Source organism: Kitasatospora sp. NPDC004615 (assembly GCF_042873545.1).
Classification (GTDB): domain Bacteria; phylum Actinomycetota; class Actinomycetes; order Streptomycetales; family Streptomycetaceae; genus Kitasatospora.
On record NZ_JBIALQ010000009.1, the window covers coordinates 39,489 to 53,915 of the forward strand.

A 14,427-nucleotide genomic window follows, 5' to 3' on the forward strand; every position below is an offset into this window, starting at 1 on the left:
GTCATGACGCACCGCACCCTCCGCATCCGGCCCGCCGCCACCGCCCTCTGCCTCGGCGCCGCCACCCTCGCGCTGCTCCCCGCCCCGGCCGGCGCCGCCCCGTCCCCGTTGGCCGGCGACACCGTCAAGGTCTCCACCGGCAAGGAACTCCAGGCCGCGCTGAACGCCGCCGTCCCCGGCCGGACCATCCAGCTCGCCGACGGCACCTACACCGGCAACTTCAAGATCACCGCCCCGGGCACCGCCGCCGCCCGGATCACCCTCACCGGCTCCCCGCGCGCCGTCCTCACCACCCCCACCGGCGGCGGCTACGGCCTGTCGCTGAACGGCGCCCCCTACTGGACCGTCCAGGGACTCACCGTCACGGGCGCGCAGAAGGGCATCGTGCTGGACGCCTCCGACTGGGTGGTGCTCGACGGCGTCACCGTTCACCACACCACCATGGAGGGCGTGCACTTCCGCACCTCCTCCAGCCACGGCGTGCTGCGCGGCTCCACCGTCCACGACACCGGCACCGCCCACGACGGCAAGGGCGAAGGCGTGTACGTCGGCACCGCCAACACCCTCACCGACCGCAGCGACTACGTGCAGATCCTGAACAACGTGATCGGCCCGAACATCGGCGGCGAGAACATCGACGTCAAGGAGGGCACCACCGGCGGCCTGATCTCCGGCAACCGCTTCGACGGCAACGGCCTGACCGGCGTCAACTACGACGACTCCTGGGTCGACGTGAAGGGCAACGGCTACGTCATCGAGAACAACACCGGCGTCCGCACCGTGAACGACGGCTACCAGACCCACAGCCAGCTCCCCGGCTGGGGCTGCGGCACCGTGTTCCGCGACAACCACTCCGACCTCACCGGCGCGACCGGCCGCAACCCCGCCAAGTACGCGATCGACGTCACGAACTACGACCGGACCGGCTGCCCCGTCACCGTCACCGCCGACAACACCGTCACCGGCCCCGCCGCCCTGGTCAACCCCGGCATCCCGGTGGGCTGACCCTCCCTCACCCCGCCAGGACGACCGGTCAGAATGGTCGGTATGGATCTCGGACTCAAGGACAAGGTGTACGTGGTCACCGGCTCGACCCGGGGACTCGGCCACGCCACCGCCGCACAGCTGATCGCCGAGGGCGCCCGCGTCGTCGTCACCGGCCGCACCGAAGACTCGGTCGCCGCCGCGGCCCACGCCCTCGGCGACCACGCGTACGGCGTGGTCGCCGACAACGCCGACCCGGCCACCCCTGGGCGTCTGATCGACGCCGCGACCAGCCGCTTCGGCGGCTTCGACGGCATGCTGATCAGCGTCGGCGGCCCCGCCGCCGGGCCGGTCGCCACCGCCAGCGACGAAGCCTGGGGCGCGGCGTTCGACTCCGTCTTCCTCGGCGCCATCCGCCTGGCCCGCGCCGCCGCCGAACGCCTCCCCTCCGGCGGCGTCATCGCCTTCGTCCTGTCCACCTCCGTCCGCCAGCCGATCCCCGGCCTCGGCATCTCCAACGGCCTGCGCCCCGGCCTCGCCATGGCCGCCAAGACCCTCGCCGACGAACTCGGCCCCCGCGGCATCCGGGTCCTCGGCCTCCTCCCCGGCCGCATCGACACCGACCGCGTCCGCGAACTCGACTCCCTCACCCCCGACCCCGCCGCCGCCCGCGAAGCCGCCACCGCCAACATCCCCCTCCGCCGCTACGGCACCCCGGCGGAATTCGGCCGCACCGCGGCGTTCCTGCTCTCGCCTGCCGCGTCCTACCTCACGGGCGTGATGGTGCCGGTGGACGGCGGCGCGACGCGGGGCCTGTAGGACGAGAGGGAGTGACTGCCAGCAAGGTCGCGACCAGGTGCAAGTCATTGCCCTGGGGCGCGATCTTGCCGGTGGCAGCCTTCCACCCCGCGCAGTTCTCCCCCAGCCCTTGGGGGCTGGGAGGTACCCCCACGCGCCCCCGGTCGCTCTCCCTCAGCTCGCGAAGGCCTGCCCGTGGCGATGCCTGCGGAACGCCGGTTGGGCGAGGGCGAGGGCCACGGTGAGGGCGATGGTGAGGCCGGCGACGGGGAAGAACGGGGCGGGGCCGATGCGGTGGACGATCAGGCCGGCGGCGGCAACCGAGATGGGGAAGGAGCCGGTGACGGCGAGCATCACCATGCTCATCACCCGGCCCAGCAGGCGGGTGGGTGTCCAGGTCTGAAGCATCGTCACGGCGACGATGTTCTGCCAGCCGCTGGCCACGCTGTAGACGGCTATGCACGCGCCCGCGCCGATCGCGCCGCCCGCGTACGGGACGCCGGCCAGGCCGATGCCCATCACCACCGCGAGCAGCGCGAACAGGCGGGCGGGCTGCTGGGTGGCCGGGGCCTTCGCGGCGATTGCCGAGCCGACCAGGGAGCCGATGCTGAGCACCGTCAGCAGGATGCCGTAGTCCGCGGCGCCGAGCGAGCCGTGTGCCCAGTCGGGGAGGGCGACCTCCATGGTGCCGTTGAAGGCGAGGTTGCAGACCAGGGCGACGACCATCACCACGTGCAGCAGCCGGCCGCGCCGCAGCACGTCGGCGAACCCTGGGCCGTCCGTCTCCGCCTCCGACGGGCTGCCCTCGGCAACTGGATCGGCCTTGCGGGGCCGCAGGCCCAGCAGCACGGCGGCGGAGAGCAGGAAGGACCCGGCATCGACGGCGAGCGCCGGGGTCGATCCCCACAGCGCGACCAGAATGCCGCCGATGGACGGGCCGAGCACGCCGCCGAACTGGTTGGCCATCGAGGACAGAGCGTTGCCGCGGCCGAGCTGTTCGGCCGGGAGCAGGGCGGGCAGCAGGGTGTACGAGGCGGGCAGGAACAGCCCGGAGCCGGCCCCCAACACCACGGCCAGCGGCGCGAGTTGGAGCAGTCCGGGCTCGCCCGCCGCAGCGACCGCGGCGAGCGCGCCGATCGCGAGGGCCCGGACGACGTCCGCGCCGAGCATGATGCGGCGGCCCCCGTAGCGGTCGGCGAGGATGCCGCCGAGCGGAATGGTCGCCACCCGGGCGATGCCGTAGCACGCCAGCACAGTGCCGAGTTGGGCCGTCCCGCCGCGGCCGCCCAGCACCAGCCAGGGCAGCGCGACGGCGTAGCAGTAGTCCCCCACCATCGACGCGAACTGCCCGACCACCAGCAGCCGGAACCCCGGCACCGCCAGCGGCCCGTTCCGCCACCCCCGCATTTGCTGCCCCCGCACGCATACGACCGACTCACGAACAGTCAGTCACCGTACTGCCGTTCGACCCGGCGGACCGGCCGTTCGGCAAAGCGGTGCGGATCTCTCCGGTCTCAGTGGACCCGCGGGGTCTTCTTCGTGCGGTCCTTGCGGGGGCGGGCCACCCGGAGGCGGAGTTCGGCGGGGAGGGCGGCCAGGCCGAGGGAGCGGCGGGCGCGTTCGACCGGGCCGGTGCGGTAGGTGCCGATCAAGGCGGCGGTGTCGGCGCCGGGGACGAGCCGCAGGGCGGTGTGCACCTCGGGGCGGCGGGCGGCGCCGGTGACCCGGACGGTGACGCGGTCGACCGCCGGGTGGGCGATGAGCTCCGTCTCGAGCGCGTCCTCGACGGCCCGGCTGCGCACGTGCAGTGCGAAGTGCGGCTGCCCGGGCGCCGCGGGGGACGGCAGGTCGAGGCCGGCCGGGCCGCCGCGGCGCAGCTGCGAGAACAGCCACCACAGCCCGCCGAGCACGACCAGCGCGGGCACCGCGATCGCCACCGGCCACCACCAGTCGCGGTCGGTCCAGCGGGTGCGGCTGGTGGCGCTGACCACCGGCTGGTCGGGCGAGGTGAGCGGCCACCAGTGCGGCGGGGTGATCCCGAGGTGCCGGTAGACGTCCAGCCCGCCGAGCAGCACCAGTGCTCCGCCGGTCAGCAGCAGGAGTCCGACCACGGCCAGAATGGCCCGGTTGACGGCACGTCGACTCATCGGGGCGGCTCCAACTCGGCCAGTTCACGGCGGTGGTGACGCTCCCGGACCGCCCGGGTGCGGACGTCCAGCCGGTGCGATACCACCAACACCGCGCGGTTGACGACACGTCGACTCATCGGGGCGGCTCCAACTCGGCCAGTTCACGGCGGTGGTGACGCTCCCGGACCGCCCAGGTGCGGACGTCCAGCCGGTGCGATCCCACCAACACCGCACGGTTGACGGCACGTCGACTCATCGGGGCGACTCCAACTCGGCCAGTTCACGGCGGCGGTGACGCTCCCGGACCGCCCGGGTGCGGACGTCCAGCCGGTGCGGGCCGGCCATCGGGATCCGGCCCAGCTCGTCCCGCAGGTGGCGTTCCACCGCGGCCGGGTCGGTGGTTCCGGCGACCGTCACCCGGGTGCGCCACCGCCCCACCTTCACCTGCCAGTGGTGCAGGTCCGCGCGCTCCTGGGCCCGCAGCGAGATCAGCGCGGCGACCGCGCTGCGGTGGATCGCCGTCCCGCGCGGCTCCAGCGCGAGCCAGCCGCGCAGCCCGCGCCGGAACGCCAGCGCCAGCAGCACCAGCCCGAGCAGCACCGCCCCGGCGGCGAAGCCCAGCACCCACGGGTCGTCGAGCTGCCGGGTCTCCAACTGGTGCGCCAACTCCCGCCGCCACGGCCGGGCCTGGCCACCGGAGCGCACCGCGATCACGTCGTACAGCAGCATCCCGGCGGCCACCACCACGACCGCCACCACCAGCGCCGTCACCACCCCCCGCTCGGACCGCAGCCAGCTGGCGGCGCTGCGCTTGCGCAGCTCCTTCGCCGTCGCACTCACCGCAGGCCCGCCGGGTGCAGGCGGTCCACGATCACCTCGGCCGAGGCCACGGCGGTGCCGGTCAGCTCGGCGACCCGCTCGCACGCCGCGTCCCGCGCCGTCCGGGCCAGCGCCGCGACGTCGCACGGGAACGGCAGCTCCACATGCAGGGTGAGCCGGACCCGGCCGTGCGTGTACAGCGCCGATGCCTTCGGCTGCGGCCCCGGCCCCGGACGGCCCCGCCACGCCGGGGCGAGCGCGTCGGCGACGGCCCGGGCCGCGATCCGGCGGTACACCCGGTCGGCGATCCGCTCACCGCCACGCTGCGCGGGCGGGCCCGCGACCGCCCCCGAGTACGCCATCAGCGCCGCCGGTCCCGGCCGCGCAGCAACTCGCCCAGCTCACCGAGCTCCAGATCCCCCTCGACCAGCCGGCCCACCACGAATCCCACTGCCCCGAGCGCCGCGACCAGCAGGAACGCCGCGAACCCGCCGAAGTAGCCGGCGAAGCCGAGGGCCATGCCGGCCAGCATGCCCACCAATGCCAGGTTCATCCGCCGCTCCTTCGCAGTCCGTCCCGGAAACTCACTGCACCCGCGGGCGCCGGCCCGAGGACGAGGCTTCCTCTTCCTCCACCTCGTCCAGCTCGTCCGGCAGGTGGACGTCGTTCACGGCGATGTTCACCTCGACCACCTCCAGGCCGGTCATCCGCTCCACCGCCTCGATGATGTTCGCCCGCACCTCACTCGCCAGCCGGGGAATCACCACCCCGTACTCGACCACCAGCGCGATGTCGATGGCGGTCTGCTTCTCGCCGACCTCCGCCTTGATCCCCCGCCCCACACTCGACTTCGACCCCGGCACCCGGTCCCGCATCGCCCCGAACGTCCGCGAGAACCCCGACCCCAACGCATGGATCCCCGCCACCTCCCGCGCCGCCATCCCCGCGATCTTCTCCACCACCCCGACCGCGAGCGCCGTCCGCCCCCGCTCATCACCCGCCGTCTGCGCCTCCACCGCGCCCTTCTGCAGATCCGCGGGCGTGGGGGTGTGTGGCTGCGCCATGTCGGGCCTCCTGGGGTCGGGTCCAGCTATATCCCAAATCACCCCCAACCCTGACATTCCGCCACGCACTGCGCTAGCGGATGCGGAAGACAGGGGCGCGGGGAACTGCGCGAAGCGGAAGACCCTAACCGCAAGATCGCGACGCAGGGCAATGACTTGCACTTGATCGCGACCTCACGGACGGGCTTGCGCTTGTCGCGCAGTTCCCACGCGCCCCTGGTTGTGCTCTCCCTGGCTTCGCTCCCCTTACAGCCCCGCGAGGTCCCGGAGGCGTCGCGCCTGCGACTCTCGCTCCGCCGCCCGCTGCTGCTCGTACGTGCGGTCGCCCGCACCTTGCAGCAGCGCCTTCGTCTCGATGACGGCGTTCCGCGGCGCAGCCAACAGCGCCGCCGCCAGGTCCTTCGCCGTGGCGGTGAGCTCCGCGGCCGGGACGGCGACGTTGGCGAGGCCCGTGGCGACGGCCTCTTCGGCGCCGACTCGGCGGCCGGTGGCGCAGATTTCCAGGGCGCGGGCGTAGCCGACCAGGTCGGTGAGGGGCTTGGTGCCGGTGAGGTCGGGGACCAGGCCGAGGGAGGTTTCCTTCATGGCGAACTGGACGTCCTCGGCGACGACGCGCAGGTCGCAGGCGAGGGCGAGCTGGAAGCCGGCGCCGACGGCGTGGCCCTGGACGGCGGCGATCGAGATCAGGTCGGTGCGGCGCCACCAGGTGAAGGCTTCCTGGTAGAAGGCGATGGTGGCGTCGAGTTCGGCGTCGGGGGAGGCGGCGAGCTGGAGGAAGCCGGTCTCGCCGGGGATGCCCTCGGGGGTGAACATGGCGCGGTCGAGGCCGGCCGAGAAGGAGGTGCCCTCGGCCTGGAGGAGGGCAACCCGGACAGTGCCAGGCAGGGCGCGGCCGATCGCGGCGAGGGCGCGCCACATGGCGGGGGTCTGGGCGTTGCGGCGCTTGGGGTCGCAGAGCGTGACGGTGGCGAGTTCGCCGTCCAGGTCGAGGCGGACGCCGGCCTGTTCCCACGCGGTGCGGTCGGCGTCGGGGATGTGGGTGGTCATGGCGGTGCTACCTCCAGCGACAGGGCGGGGACGCCCGCCGACCCCGACGGGCTACTGGAGAGTAACAAAGCACCGGATCCACGTACAGGAATGCCGGTGGAATGCTCGCGGAATACGAGGCGCAAGGGCCCGGAAACGGCGGTCGGCGGCTCGGGAGAACCCGGCCGCCGATCCGTGTGGAACGTCGTGCGTTGGCGAGCAGCGTGCTGGTGCAGCATGGGCGGCCGGGGCTGCTCGAGCACCGCCCGCCTGAGGTGATGGACCGTCAGGAACCGGCGGCCGCAGCGGCTTTGCCCTTGCCGCGCGTGGCACCGCCACGACCTCGAAGGTTGACCCCGGACTCGCTGAGCATCCGGTGGACGAAGCCGTAGGAACGGCCCGTCTCCTCCGCGAGGGCGCGAATGCTCGCGCCGGAGTCGTACTTCTTCTTGAGATCGGCCGCGAGCTTTTCACGCGCGGCACCTGTCACCCGGCTGCCCTTTTTCAGAGTCTCGGCCACCCGTGCCTCCTCGTAGAGGTGATCAGTCAGATTCCCATGATCACCCATTGCAAGGCTCCTGGCCACCCATTCGACAAGGTCCGTCACCGGAAAGCGGGCCCGTCCGGTGGTGTTCGCTGCGCACCAGGGCGCTCACGGAGGGTGTGCGCGCCCCTCCGCGATTCGCTTCGGTGAGCGAATCCGCTGCTCAGCCCGCCGGGCGGGCACGAAACGGCCCGGGCCTGCAGAGCCAACGGCTGTGCGGGCCCGGGCGTTCCCGGATTGGACGGACGACCGGTTCCCCTCGTACCGACGGCCGACCCGGCGTCTACTCGCCGGTTGCCTTCGGACCTCCGGGGTTCAGGCGAGCGACACCAGGTCGTGGTAGGCGGGGCTCCACAGGTCCTCGACGCCGTCGGGGAGCAGGATGATCCGCTCGGGCTGGAGCGCGTCCACCGCGCCCTCGTCGTGGGTGACCAGGACGACCGCGCCGGTGAAGGTGCGCAGCGCGCCGAGGATCTCCTCGCGGCTGGCCGGGTCGAGGTTGTTGGTGGGCTCGTCGAGCAGCAGCACGTTGGCGCTGGAGACCACCAGCGACGCCAGCGCGAGCCGGGTCTTCTCACCGCCGGAGAGCACCCCGGCCGGCTTGTCGACGTCGTCGCCGGAGAACAGGAAGGAGCCGAGGATCTTCCGGATCTGCACCAGGTCGGTGTCGGGCGCGGCGGAGCGCATGTTCTCCAGCACGGTGCGCGCGGGGTCGAGCGTCTCGTGCTCCTGGGCGTAGTAGCCGATCTTCAGGCCGTGGCCCGGGATCACCTCGCCGGTGTCCGGCTTCTCCACGCCGGCCAGCATCCGCAGCAGGGTGGTCTTGCCGGCGCCGTTGAGGCCGAGGATGACCACCCGGGAGCCGCGGTCGATCGCCAGGCCCACGTCGGTGAAGATCTCCAGCGAGCCGTACGACTTCGACAGGCCCTCGGCCGTGAGCGGGGTCTTGCCGCACGGGGCCGGGTCCGGGAAGCGCAGCTTGGCGACCTTGTCGGAGACCCGAACCTGCTCCAGGCCGGAGAGCAGCTTCTCGGCACGGCGGGCCATGTTCTGCGCGGCGACGGTCTTGGTGGCCTTGGCGCGCATCTTGTCGGCCTGCGAGTTGAGGGTCGCGGCCTTCTTCTCGGCGTTGGCGCGCTCGCGCTTGCGGCGCTTCTCGTCGTCCTCGCGCTGCTGCTGGTACTGCTTCCAGCCCATGTTGTAGACGTCGATCGCGGAGCGGTTGGCGTCCAGGTAGAAGACCTTGTTGACGACCGTCTCGACCAGGTCGACGTCGTGCGAGATGACGATGAAGCCGCCCTTGTAGGTCTTCAGGAAGTCCCGCAGCCAGGCGATCGAGTCCGCGTCGAGGTGGTTGGTGGGCTCGTCGAGCAGCAGGATGTCGGCGTCCGAGAACAGGATCCGGGCCAGCTCGACGCGGCGGCGCTGACCACCGGAGAGGGTGTGCAGCTCCTGGCCGAGGATCCGGTCCGGCAGGCCGAGGGCGGCGGCGATGGTGGCGGCCTCGGCCTCGGCGGCGTAGCCGCCCTTGGTGAGGAACTCGGTCTCCAGCCGGGCGTACTTCTTCATCGCGTTGTCGCGGGTGGCGCCCTTGCCGTTGGCCATCCGCTCCTCGTTCTCGCGCATCTTCTTGAGCACGGTGTCGAGGCCACGGGCGGACAGGATGCGGTCCCGGGCGAGCACGTCGAGGTCGCCGGTACGCGGGTCCTGCGGCAGGTAACCGACCTCGCCGGAGCGGGTGACGGTACCGCCGGCCGGCAGGCCCTCGCCCGCGAGCACCTTGGTGAGCGTGGTCTTGCCCGCACCGTTGCGGCCGACCAGACCGATCCGGTCGCCCGGGGCGATCCGGAAACTGGCCGACTCGATCAGGATGCGGGCGCCGGCACGAAGCTCCAGGGCGTTCGCGGTAATCATGGCTGGGGTCACTCCTAGACGTGGGGATGGCACTCAGCCATTCGCTTCAGTCTACGGGAGCGCGCGAGACGTTTTCCGGGGGCGTGGGAGGGCGCGAACCCACCGGGTCACTTCTCGCAGGTGGGCGTCGACGCCGCGAACGGCATCGAAGCGCCGCAGTTGGTCTCCCGGCCGCCGCGGGTGGTGTCGTAGACCCAGGTGCCGATCACCGGGCCGTCGTCGATCGCGATGCGGTGGCGGTCCAGTGGGCGCATCTTCACGTCGGGGCCGGTGTTGAGGAAGTTGCCTGGCGCGTTGAGCGCGAACACCATGACGCCGCCGGGCAGTTGGCGGGCGGCGCCGTTGGTGGGCACGCAGACCCGCGGCACCAGGACGGCGTCCTCGCTCTGGGCGGTGCGGGCCGGGTCGAAGGTGCAGCCCGCCGGGGGGCGGGAGTTGAAGCGCAGGTCGCCGTCGCGGTCGCGGAAGCCCATCAGCAGGCCGGGGGTGACCACGGTGACGAACGCGTCGGCCTTGGAGTCGGCGGAGGGGTGCAGGGCGGCGGCGGCGCGTTGCACGGCGAGGGCCTGGCGCTGCTCGTCGGTGCGGTCGGCCGCGCCGGGTTCGCCGTCGGCGCGCAGCCAGTCGGCGAGGCCGGGGACGCTGCGGTGCCAGCGGACGGAGTGGTCGGCCGGGTTGACGGAGGTGACCATGCCGTCGTCCCAGACCACGGCCGCGTCCTCACCGACCATGGTCAGGTAGAGCGCGGTGGCGCCGTCGCGGCGGTAGGACCACAGGTGTTCGCCGGTGCCCCTCGAGTAGGCCTCCACGCCGGGGCCGACCTTCAGGTCCAGGTCGCCGGTGCTGGCCGACTGTGCGCCGACCGGGCTGGCGTCCGCCGCTCCGGGCAGGACCTTGTCCCCGAACGGTTGCGGGCGGTTGGCGTGGGCCGCCGCGCCTGCCGCGAGGACCAGCAGTGCGGCGGCGGCGGGCAGTACCGATCGGGGCGACAGAGTGCGCAGCGGATTGAAGGACACGGCCGGAGCGTACCGTCCGGCCCCGACGGAATTCAGCTGGATTCGAACGCGCCACGCCGCCGCCGCACGCCTTATACGGTTCCGACACAACCGGTTGCGACCTGCGTCGGCAGGCCGTCTCCCGGTCGTTACGGCCCGCTAAGGTACGGCTTCGACCGGCCGACGGACTGTTACAGAGGTGAGACAGGGATGGAATTCGACGACGACGCCCAGCTGGACGGCTCGCAGGTGGAGGACCGCCGCGGCATCCCCGGGGGCGCCGTGGCGATCGGCGGCGGCGCGGTCGGCATCGTCGGCCTGATAGTGGCCCTGGTGCTGGGGCTGGACCCGTCCATGTTCAGCAACTCGCACAGCAGCAGTGCGCCGGCGGCGGGGAAGGCCACCGGCACGGCACAGACCTCGACCTGCAAGACCGGCGCGGACGCAAACAAGCGGCAGGACTGCCGGATCCTGGCGACGGTGAACAGCATCCAGAACTACTGGCAGGGCGAGTTCGCGAACCGCGGCAAGAAGTACTCGCAGGCGGACAGCGTTCTGTTCACCGACCGGGTCCAGACCGCGTGCGGCCCGGCGACCTCGGCGATCGGGCCGTTCTACTGCCCGGGCGACCACAAGGCCTACTTCGACCTCGGCTTCTTCAACGACATGGGCCGCCAACTGGGCGCCCAGGGCGGCCCGTTCGCCGAGGCCTACGTGGTGGCCCACGAGTACGGGCACCACGTGCAGACCCTGCTCGGCGTCAAGGTCGGCAACGACCGGCAGGGCGCGGACAGCGCCTCGGTGAAGTCCGAGCTCCAGGCGGACTGCTACGCGGGCGTGTGGACGCACCACGCCACCACCACCCCGCAGGCCTCCACCGGCCGTCCGCTGATCACCAAGCTGACCGACGACGACATCGCCCGGGCGCTGGACGCCGCCGAGTCGGTCGGCGACGACCGGATCCAGAAGCGCGCAACCGGGAAGACCAACCCGGAGACCTGGACGCACGGCTCCTCGGAGCAGCGCAAGCAGTGGTTCACCACCGGCTACCAGAGCGGCGACATGACCAAGTGCAACACCTTCGGATGACCGTGCGGCAATGACCCGATGGGGTGACATGCGACATTTCTGATGGTCTGTCAGGTTACGCTCCAGGCGCCCGAGTTGTCCCCGAGTCCGTTCGGAGTGAGCCCATGCGCCTCGGCCGTCTCACCCTGGCTGCCGCCGCTCTGCTGCTGATGACGACCGCGAGCGTGCCCTCGGGCACGCCGCTCAGCCAGACCGAGCGGCACGCGGCGCTCTCCTCGGACGCCATCCAGCCGCGCGGCGCGGCGCCCCGTCCGACGGTCCAGCGGGCCGTGCACGAGGTGCCGTTCGGCGCGTTCGTCGGTTCCTGGAACGAGTACATCCCGAACATCGCGAAGATGGCGTCCTGGCTGAACAACGCCAACATGCAGGTCGGCCACACCTATCTGGCAGGCAACAGCTGGCGGGACATCGAGGGCGAGCCGGTGGTGCTCGGCCTGTGGTCGCAGTGGCGGCAGGCCGACCAGTCCCGGCGGCTGGTGCTGGGCGTGCCGATGCTGGTCCCCAACGAGGGGAACGTGCCGGACGGCGAGGTGGCCGGCCTGCTGGCCCGCGGCAACAAGGGCGAGTTCGACCAGCACTTCCTGCGCCTGGCCCGCAAGTTGGTGGCACTGGGCGGCGGCGACACCACCATCACCCTGGGCTGGGAGATGAACGGCATCACCTACACCTCGCGCTGCCGGCCCGACCCTGGCGCGTGGAAGGCGTACTGGCGGCGGATCGTCGGCGTGATGCGCTCGGTGCCCGGGCAGCACTTCGCCTTCGACTTCACCCCCACCCGCGGGCTGGACGCGATCCCCTGGACGCGCTGCTACCCCGGTGACGACGTGGTCGACATCCTCGGGATGGACAGCTACGACATGCCCGCGGGCGGCACCTTCGACCAGTACGTCAGCGAGCCGTACGGGCTGCAGGACCAGGTGGAGTTCGCGGCCAAGCGCGGCAAGCCGGTCTCCTACCCCGAGTGGGGGCTGTTCCGCAACGGCGACAACCCGGAGTACGTGCGCCGGATGGTCGAGTGGATGCGCACCCACGACACCGCCTACCAGACCGTCACCGACTACTGCCCGCACGGCTTCTGGCAGTGCCAGGACAACCCGAGGTCGGCGGACGTCTTCAAGCAGTTGATGTCCGGCTCGTCCGGGGCGGCGGGGCCGGCCCTCATGCCGTCACCGAAGCCCGGCCCGCACTAGCGCCTCCTTCAGCTTCGGCAGCCTGGTCCGCAGCAGCCGCACGGCGGTGGTCCGGGCCCGCACCCGCAGGGCCCGGACGGCGGCGGACGGGGCGAGTCGGCCGGGGCCGAACACCAGCCGCTGGTTGGGCAGTTGGTCGGGCCGCCAGCGCTGCTTGTACGGCTCCTGGCCGCGCAGCAGGCTCAGTTGCGGGATCCCGGCGGCACGCACCTCGTCCAGTGCGCCGCCGAACAGCAGGCCGGCGATGTCCAGTCGCTCGCGCAGGCCGGGGTGGGCGCCGTACATGTAGAGGCCGGCGAAGGGGTTGCACAGCAGGATCAGGTCGACCGCGACCACCTGCCCGTCGAGCTCGAAACGCTGTATGGCCGCCCGGCGGGTGGCCACCAGGGCGGCGGTGGACTCGGTGAGGTGGTGCGCGAAGCGCTCGGTGCGGTGCTCGGGGGTGACGCCGCGGTCCTGCCACTGGAGGCGGTGCAGGCGCAGCAACTCGCGGACGGTGTCCGGGACTTCGTCGGCGGTGGCGGTGTGCACCCGGATCCCGGCCTCGGCGATCTTCCGCAGTTTGACCCGGCTGCGCTGCGCGGTCTTGCCGGGCAGCCGCTTGAGCAGCTGGTCCATCGGGACGGCGGGCAGGTACTGGCACATCGAGTCGGCGAACCGGTGCCGGCGGCCCGGCCAGTGCGCGAACACCCGCTGCAGGGCGGCCTCGGGGTGCACCTCGCGCAGATCCAGACTGTGCCAGGGGCGGCGCAGCGGCAGTGCGGCGGCGAGTTCGGCGGCGGCCCGGTCGGCGCACTCGTCGTCCAGCAGGACATCGGTGAAGTCGACCAGGCCCGCGCCCAGGTTGGTCAGGCCGCCGAACGGGCCCCGGCGGCGCAGTGCGGCGGCGGCGACCAGCCGGCCGTCGCGGCGGACCAGCACCAGGACCAGGGCGCCCGGGCGGCCGTAGCCCTGCCACCAGGAGCGCAGCCAGGGCGCGGACTGGAAGACCGTGGCGGTGGAGCAGCGGCGGTAGAGGTCGTCCCAGTCGTCGGCGACCGTGTCCAACGCGTCGTCGCTACGCAGGACTTCGGCGGTCCAGCGGTGGCGGTCGGCGGCGGCGTGGTCGGCCTGGGCGGGGACCTTGGCGGCGGTGGCGGGCGGCTGGCGGAGCTTCATCGGTACACCCCTTCGGTCCGCGGGGTCTCGGCCTGGGTGGGAAACACGGCAGTGGTGGAGCCGGGGTCCGGGCCGGGCCCCCGGCGGGTGAGCATCACCAGGGTGCCGAGCAGCACGCCGGCGGCGCCGCCGACCGCGGTGTCCAGGGTGGCGGACGGCGAGGCGGGGGCGTCGGGTTCGGCGGCGGCGGCCAGTTGGACCAGTTTGACGCCGGTCTCCTTGCTGCCGGAATTGCCGAACGCCATCAGCGACCGGGCGACCGCGCCGGCGTTCTGCACGGCGTCCTCGGGGCGGGGGCCGGTGCCGGTGATCTCGATCACCGGGGCGTCCGGGGAAGTGGTGCCGCGCACCAGGGCGGCCAGCGCGGCCACCGAGTGGTGGGTCTCGGCGGCGGCACCGATCAGCACCTGCGGCTGGCCGGTGAGCCGGCCGTACGCCTGGGCGAAGTTGACGGCGCTGGCGTTCTCACCGGCGTTCTGCGGGACCACCACCACGTAGGCGGAGGAAGCGTAGGACGGGTGCGAGACGACGGCGTAGCCGGTGCCGGCCGCCGCACCGAGCGGGACGGCGACGGCCATCGGCCACCAGCGGCGGGCCAGCGCGCGGAAGCGGCGGCGTGGTACGGGCATCGGGGACTCCAGGAAACGAGGGGAACGGGGTCAGCAGAGGCGGGCCGCCGCACCTGGCGGGACGGCCACGGCCATCGGCCACCAGCGG

18 protein-coding genes are annotated in these 14,427 nt (G+C 72.5%); 4 read left to right on the forward strand and 14 right to left on the reverse strand.

The window, feature by feature from the left end:
• Positions 1-3: 3 nt before the first annotated feature.
• Both ACFYS8_RS28290 and ACFYS8_RS28295 read left to right on the forward strand, forming a co-directional pair.
• Positions 4-1,005: a right-handed parallel beta-helix repeat-containing protein gene (locus tag ACFYS8_RS28290; protein WP_387646072.1), complete on the forward strand. Its 1,002-nt coding sequence runs from the start codon at positions 4-6 to the stop codon at positions 1,003-1,005.
• 42 nt (positions 1,006-1,047) lie between these two features.
• Positions 1,048-1,803, forward strand: a complete 756-nt coding sequence (locus ACFYS8_RS28295; protein ID WP_387646074.1) for an SDR family oxidoreductase — start codon at positions 1,048-1,050, stop codon at positions 1,801-1,803.
• A 153-nt stretch (positions 1,804-1,956) separates the two neighbouring features.
• Here the strand turns inward: ACFYS8_RS28295 and ACFYS8_RS28300 are convergent, their stop codons facing one another.
• The 12 genes from ACFYS8_RS28300 to ACFYS8_RS28355 form a co-directional block, all read right to left on the reverse strand.
• Positions 1,957-3,189, reverse strand: a complete 1,233-nt coding sequence (locus tag ACFYS8_RS28300) for an MFS transporter (RefSeq protein WP_387646076.1) — start codon at positions 3,187-3,189, stop codon at positions 1,957-1,959.
• A 107-nt stretch (positions 3,190-3,296) separates the two neighbouring features.
• Positions 3,297-3,929, reverse strand: coding sequence for an alkaline shock response membrane anchor protein AmaP (locus ACFYS8_RS28305; protein WP_387646077.1), 633 nt, complete (start codon positions 3,927-3,929; stop codon positions 3,297-3,299).
• Entirely contained in the window at positions 3,926-4,048 is a 123-nt protein-coding gene (locus ACFYS8_RS28310; protein ID WP_387646080.1) for a hypothetical protein, read from the reverse strand. The genes ACFYS8_RS28305 and ACFYS8_RS28310 overlap by 4 nt, the downstream gene beginning before the upstream one ends.
• On the reverse strand, positions 4,045-4,167 hold the full coding sequence (locus tag ACFYS8_RS28315) for a hypothetical protein (RefSeq protein WP_387646083.1): 123 nt from the start codon (positions 4,165-4,167) through the stop codon (positions 4,045-4,047). The genes ACFYS8_RS28310 and ACFYS8_RS28315 overlap by 4 nt, the downstream gene beginning before the upstream one ends.
• Positions 4,164-4,751 (reverse strand): hypothetical protein, encoded by a 588-nt coding sequence (locus ACFYS8_RS28320; protein ID WP_387646086.1) that lies wholly within the window; start codon positions 4,749-4,751, stop codon positions 4,164-4,166. Before ACFYS8_RS28320 ends, ACFYS8_RS28315 begins: the two co-directional genes overlap by 4 nt.
• Positions 4,748-5,092 (reverse strand): hypothetical protein, encoded by a 345-nt coding sequence (locus ACFYS8_RS28325; protein ID WP_387646088.1) that lies wholly within the window; start codon positions 5,090-5,092, stop codon positions 4,748-4,750. The genes ACFYS8_RS28320 and ACFYS8_RS28325 overlap by 4 nt, the downstream gene beginning before the upstream one ends.
• Positions 5,092-5,283: a hypothetical protein gene (locus tag ACFYS8_RS28330; RefSeq protein ID WP_387646091.1), complete on the reverse strand. Its 192-nt coding sequence runs from the start codon at positions 5,281-5,283 to the stop codon at positions 5,092-5,094. Before ACFYS8_RS28330 ends, ACFYS8_RS28325 begins: the two co-directional genes overlap by 1 nt.
• A gap of 31 nt (positions 5,284-5,314) precedes the next feature.
• Positions 5,315-5,794, reverse strand: coding sequence for an Asp23/Gls24 family envelope stress response protein (locus tag ACFYS8_RS28335; RefSeq protein ID WP_387646094.1), 480 nt, complete (start codon positions 5,792-5,794; stop codon positions 5,315-5,317).
• Between the two features lie 246 nt (positions 5,795-6,040).
• Positions 6,041-6,841 carry an enoyl-CoA hydratase/isomerase family protein gene (locus ACFYS8_RS28340; RefSeq protein ID WP_387646097.1) on the reverse strand — a complete coding sequence of 267 codons (801 nt, stop codon included), beginning with the start codon at positions 6,839-6,841 and terminating at the stop codon, positions 6,041-6,043.
• A gap of 265 nt (positions 6,842-7,106) precedes the next feature.
• On the reverse strand, positions 7,107-7,340 hold the full coding sequence (locus ACFYS8_RS28345; RefSeq protein ID WP_014138756.1) for a helix-turn-helix domain-containing protein: 234 nt from the start codon (positions 7,338-7,340) through the stop codon (positions 7,107-7,109).
• Between the two features lie 339 nt (positions 7,341-7,679).
• Positions 7,680-9,278, reverse strand: a complete 1,599-nt coding sequence (locus tag ACFYS8_RS28350; RefSeq protein WP_387646100.1) for an ABC-F family ATP-binding cassette domain-containing protein — start codon at positions 9,276-9,278, stop codon at positions 7,680-7,682.
• Between the two features lie 107 nt (positions 9,279-9,385).
• Positions 9,386-10,294, reverse strand: a complete 909-nt coding sequence (locus ACFYS8_RS28355; protein ID WP_387646103.1) for a hypothetical protein — start codon at positions 10,292-10,294, stop codon at positions 9,386-9,388.
• Between the two features lie 189 nt (positions 10,295-10,483).
• Between ACFYS8_RS28355 and ACFYS8_RS28360 the strand changes: the two genes are divergently transcribed.
• Positions 10,484-11,362, forward strand: a complete 879-nt coding sequence (locus tag ACFYS8_RS28360; protein WP_387646105.1) for a neutral zinc metallopeptidase — start codon at positions 10,484-10,486, stop codon at positions 11,360-11,362.
• Positions 11,363-11,466: 104 nt separating this feature from the next.
• Positions 11,467-12,552, forward strand: coding sequence for a glycoside hydrolase family 26 protein (locus ACFYS8_RS28365; protein ID WP_387646108.1), 1,086 nt, complete (start codon positions 11,467-11,469; stop codon positions 12,550-12,552).
• Here the strand turns inward: ACFYS8_RS28365 and ACFYS8_RS28370 are convergent.
• Positions 12,529-13,710, reverse strand: coding sequence for a GNAT family N-acetyltransferase (locus ACFYS8_RS28370; RefSeq protein WP_387646110.1), 1,182 nt, complete (start codon positions 13,708-13,710; stop codon positions 12,529-12,531). The two genes, ACFYS8_RS28365 and ACFYS8_RS28370, sit on opposite strands and share 24 nt — an antisense overlap.
• Entirely contained in the window at positions 13,707-14,339 is a 633-nt protein-coding gene (locus ACFYS8_RS28375; protein WP_387646113.1) for a Wzz/FepE/Etk N-terminal domain-containing protein, read from the reverse strand. The genes ACFYS8_RS28370 and ACFYS8_RS28375 overlap by 4 nt, the downstream gene beginning before the upstream one ends.
• Between the last annotated feature and the right edge of the window lie 88 nt (positions 14,340-14,427).

Excerpts from the sequence above, each read along its gene's own strand:
- ACFYS8_RS28290 (WP_387646072.1), top strand. The coding sequence starts at position 4 with ATGACGCACCGCACCCTCCGCATCCGGCCCGCCGCCACCGCCCTCTGC.
- ACFYS8_RS28295 (WP_387646074.1), top strand. The coding sequence starts at position 1,048 with ATGGATCTCGGACTCAAGGACAAGGTGTACGTGGTCACCGGCTCGACC.
- ACFYS8_RS28300 (WP_387646076.1), bottom strand. The coding sequence starts at position 3,189 with ATGCGGGGGTGGCGGAACGGGCCGCTGGCGGTGCCGGGGTTCCGGCTG.
- ACFYS8_RS28305 (WP_387646077.1), bottom strand. The coding sequence starts at position 3,929 with ATGAGTCGACGTGCCGTCAACCGGGCCATTCTGGCCGTGGTCGGACTC.
- ACFYS8_RS28310 (WP_387646080.1), bottom strand. The coding sequence starts at position 4,048 with ATGAGTCGACGTGTCGTCAACCGCGCGGTGTTGGTGGTATCGCACCGG.
- ACFYS8_RS28315 (WP_387646083.1), bottom strand. The coding sequence starts at position 4,167 with ATGAGTCGACGTGCCGTCAACCGTGCGGTGTTGGTGGGATCGCACCGG.
- ACFYS8_RS28325 (WP_387646088.1), bottom strand. The coding sequence starts at position 5,092 with ATGGCGTACTCGGGGGCGGTCGCGGGCCCGCCCGCGCAGCGTGGCGGT.
- ACFYS8_RS28330 (WP_387646091.1), bottom strand. The coding sequence starts at position 5,283 with ATGAACCTGGCATTGGTGGGCATGCTGGCCGGCATGGCCCTCGGCTTC.
- ACFYS8_RS28335 (WP_387646094.1), bottom strand. The coding sequence starts at position 5,794 with ATGGCGCAGCCACACACCCCCACGCCCGCGGATCTGCAGAAGGGCGCG.
- ACFYS8_RS28340 (WP_387646097.1), bottom strand. The coding sequence starts at position 6,841 with ATGACCACCCACATCCCCGACGCCGACCGCACCGCGTGGGAACAGGCC.
- ACFYS8_RS28350 (WP_387646100.1), bottom strand. The coding sequence starts at position 9,278 with ATGATTACCGCGAACGCCCTGGAGCTTCGTGCCGGCGCCCGCATCCTG.
- ACFYS8_RS28360 (WP_387646105.1), top strand. The coding sequence starts at position 10,484 with ATGGAATTCGACGACGACGCCCAGCTGGACGGCTCGCAGGTGGAGGAC.
- ACFYS8_RS28365 (WP_387646108.1), top strand. The coding sequence starts at position 11,467 with ATGCGCCTCGGCCGTCTCACCCTGGCTGCCGCCGCTCTGCTGCTGATG.
- ACFYS8_RS28370 (WP_387646110.1), bottom strand. The coding sequence starts at position 13,710 with ATGAAGCTCCGCCAGCCGCCCGCCACCGCCGCCAAGGTCCCCGCCCAG.
- ACFYS8_RS28375 (WP_387646113.1), bottom strand. The coding sequence starts at position 14,339 with ATGCCCGTACCACGCCGCCGCTTCCGCGCGCTGGCCCGCCGCTGGTGG.